Source organism: Acidisphaera rubrifaciens HS-AP3, assembly GCF_000964365.1.
Taxonomy (GTDB): Bacteria; Pseudomonadota; Alphaproteobacteria; order Acetobacterales; family Acetobacteraceae; genus Acidisphaera; species Acidisphaera rubrifaciens.
This window is the reverse complement of record NZ_BANB01000215.1, coordinates 1-2,505: the sequence shown is the minus strand read 5'-3', so window position 1 is coordinate 2,505 and position 2,505 is coordinate 1. Positions and strand designations below refer to the sequence as shown.

At 73.1% G+C, this 2,505-nt stretch carries 4 protein-coding genes; all 4 read left to right on the top strand.

From position 1 onward, the window contains the following. On the top strand, positions 1-195 hold a 195-nt coding region (locus tag B8460_RS07465), incomplete at its 5' end, for a tetratricopeptide repeat protein (protein ID WP_048860956.1). A gap of 122 nt (positions 196-317) precedes the next feature. Further along, on the top strand, positions 318-1,061 hold the full coding sequence (locus tag B8460_RS07460; RefSeq protein WP_048860955.1) for an SDR family NAD(P)-dependent oxidoreductase: 744 nt from the start codon (positions 318-320) through the stop codon (positions 1,059-1,061). Continuing rightward, the gene (locus B8460_RS07455) at positions 1,045-1,668 is read left to right on the top strand and encodes a 2-hydroxychromene-2-carboxylate isomerase (protein ID WP_241771139.1); all 624 of its coding nucleotides are present in this window, start codon (positions 1,045-1,047) and stop codon (positions 1,666-1,668) included. Before B8460_RS07460 ends, B8460_RS07455 begins: the two co-directional genes overlap by 17 nt. 111 nt (positions 1,669-1,779) lie before the next feature. Then, a partial coding sequence (locus B8460_RS07450; RefSeq protein WP_048860957.1) for an FAD binding domain-containing protein occupies positions 1,780-2,505 on the top strand: 726 nt, incomplete at its 3' end.

The window sequence follows — 2,505 nt, the reverse complement described above, 5'->3', positions numbered from 1 at the left end:
CGGCAGGCGATCGCGCTGGCGCCGGAGCGGGCGGACCTGCGCGCGGGGCTGGCGTCGCTGCTGTTCGAGGCGGGGCGGTATGCCGACGCGCTGACGGCGATCACCGGCGCGCTCGCGCTCGATGGTGACAACGGCGACTACCGGGCGCTGGCGGCGCATCTGGATGCGGTGCTGACGCAGGCGGCGGAGGCATAGCCGGGGCGCCCGCGCCGCAAGTGGCGCGGCGGCGGCGGCCGTGCCTATCCTTTCCCCCCGCCGCTCCTTTCGCCCCGCCGCCGGGTCGGTCCAGCAGGGGCGGCGCAGCAGGGGAGCAGGCCGTGGCGCACAGACATGCGACCGTCGCCGTGATCGGCGCCGGGGATTTCATCGGCGCCGCCATCGCGCGCCGCTTCGCCGCCGAGGGGTTCATCGTGTTCGCCGGCCGCCGCAACGGCGAGAAGCTGGCGCCGCTGGTGGACACGATCGCCGCCGCGGGCGGCCGCGCGGAGGGCCGCTCGCTCGACGCGCGGCGCGAGGAGGAGATCAACGCCTTCCTGCAGGAGGCGGAGGCGACGGCGCCGCTTGCCGTCTGCATCTTCAACGTCGGCGCCAACGTGAGCTTCCCGCTGCTGGACACCACCGAACGGGTGTTCCGCAAGGTGTGGGAGATGGGCTGCTATGGCGGGTTTCTCGCGGGGCGGGAGGCGGCGCGGCTGATGCTGCCGCGCGGCGAGGGCGCGATCTTCTTCACGGGTGCCACCGCGAGCCTGCGCGGCGCGGTCGGATTCTCGGCCTTCGCCGCGGCCAAGGCGGGGCTGCGCGCGATGGCGCAGAGTGCGGCGCGCGAGTTGTGGCCGCAGAACATCCATGTCGCGCATCTGGTGATCGATGCGGGCGTGGACACCGCGTGGGTGCGCGAACGGCTGCGCGCGCGCGAGGGCGAGGCGGCGGTGGCGGCGCTCCCGCCCGACCGGCTGATGCGGCCCGAGGCGGTGGGCGACGCGTACTGGGCGCTGTACACGCAGCCGCGCGATGCCTGGACCTTCGAACAGGAGATACGCCCCTATGGCGAGCGGTGGTGAGGCGATGGGCGCGGTCGAGTTCCATTTCGATTTCGGCAGTCCGAATGCCTATCTCAGCCATTGCGTGATCCCGGCGATCGAGGCGCGCACGGGCGCGCGCTTCACCTATGTGCCGATCCTGCTGGGCGGGGTGTTCAAGCTGACCAACAACCGCTCGCCGGCGGAGAGCATGGCGGGGATACGCAACCGGCTGGAGTACGAGCGGCTGGAGCGCGAGCGATTCGTCGCGCGGCACGGCATCGCCTTTCAGATGAACCCGCATTTCCCGGTCAACACGCTGCTGCTGATGCGCATGGCGGTGGCGGCGCAGGGCATGGGCGTGTTCGAGCGCTATGTCGACGCGGTGTTCCGCCACATGTGGGCGACGCCGAAGAAGATGGACGATCCGGCGGTCGTCGCGTCCGTGCTGCAGGAGGCGGGGCTGGACGCCGCGGCGCTGGCGGCCGGGGCGCAGGATGCGGCGGTGAAGGCGGCGCTGCTGGAGAACACGCAGCGTTCGGTGGAGCGCGGCACGTTCGGCGCCCCGACCTTCTTCGTGGGCGGGGATATTTACTTCGGCAAGGACCGGCTGCGCGACGTGGAGGAGGCGATCGCCGCGCGCGCCTGAGCCCGGCTTGACGCCGGCCGCCGGGGGCGCCTAGGGTCGGTTCAGTTAAGCAAGTTGGGCGGAGGACGCGATGCCGCGTGCCCGGTGCGTGCGACCGGAATGGGGTGCGGCGTGAAGCCGGCGCCGTTGCGCTATCACGCGGCGCGCGACGTCGCCGAGGCGGTGGCGCTGCTGCGCGACGAGCCGGAGGCGAAGCTGCTGGCCGGCGGGCAGAGCCTGATGCCGATGGCCAATTTCCGCCTGCTGCGCCCGTCGCTGCTGATCGACATCAACCGCATCGACGGCCTCGGCGACATCACGCGCACGCCGGGCGGGCTGCGCATCGGCGCGCGCGCGCGGCATGTCGCGGTCGAGACCTCGGCCCTGGTGGCGTCGCTGTTCCCGGTGCTGGCGCACGCGATGACGCATGTCGCGCATCCGACGATACGCAACCGGGGCACGTTCGGCGGCAGTCTCGCGCATGCCGATCCGGCGGCGGAGCTGCCGATGCTGGCGCTGCTGCTGGATGCCGTGCTGACGATACGATCGGCGGGCGGCGAGCGGCGTAGCACGATGCCGGATTTCCTGGTCGGCGCGCTGACGACGTCGCTCGCGCCGGACGAGATGCTGGTCGCGATCGACTTGCCGGCGCTGCCGGACGGCGCGGGATGGGGGTTCGAGGAGATGGCGCGGCGGCACGGCGATTACGCGCTGGCCGCCGTCTCGGTGGTGCTGTGCCGCGCGGGCGACGCGGTGGCGGAGGCGCGGATCGCGCTGACGGGCGTGGGCGAGACGGCGATGCGCGTGCCGGCGGCGGAGGCGGCGCTGATCGGCGCGCGGCCGGAGGGGGCGGCGCTC

What these genes read in the sequence shown, in the direction of transcription:
- B8460_RS07455 (WP_241771139.1), top strand. Translation starts at nt 1,045, where the DNA reads ATGGCGAGCGGTGGTGAGGCGATGGGCGCGGTCGAGTTCCATTTCGAT.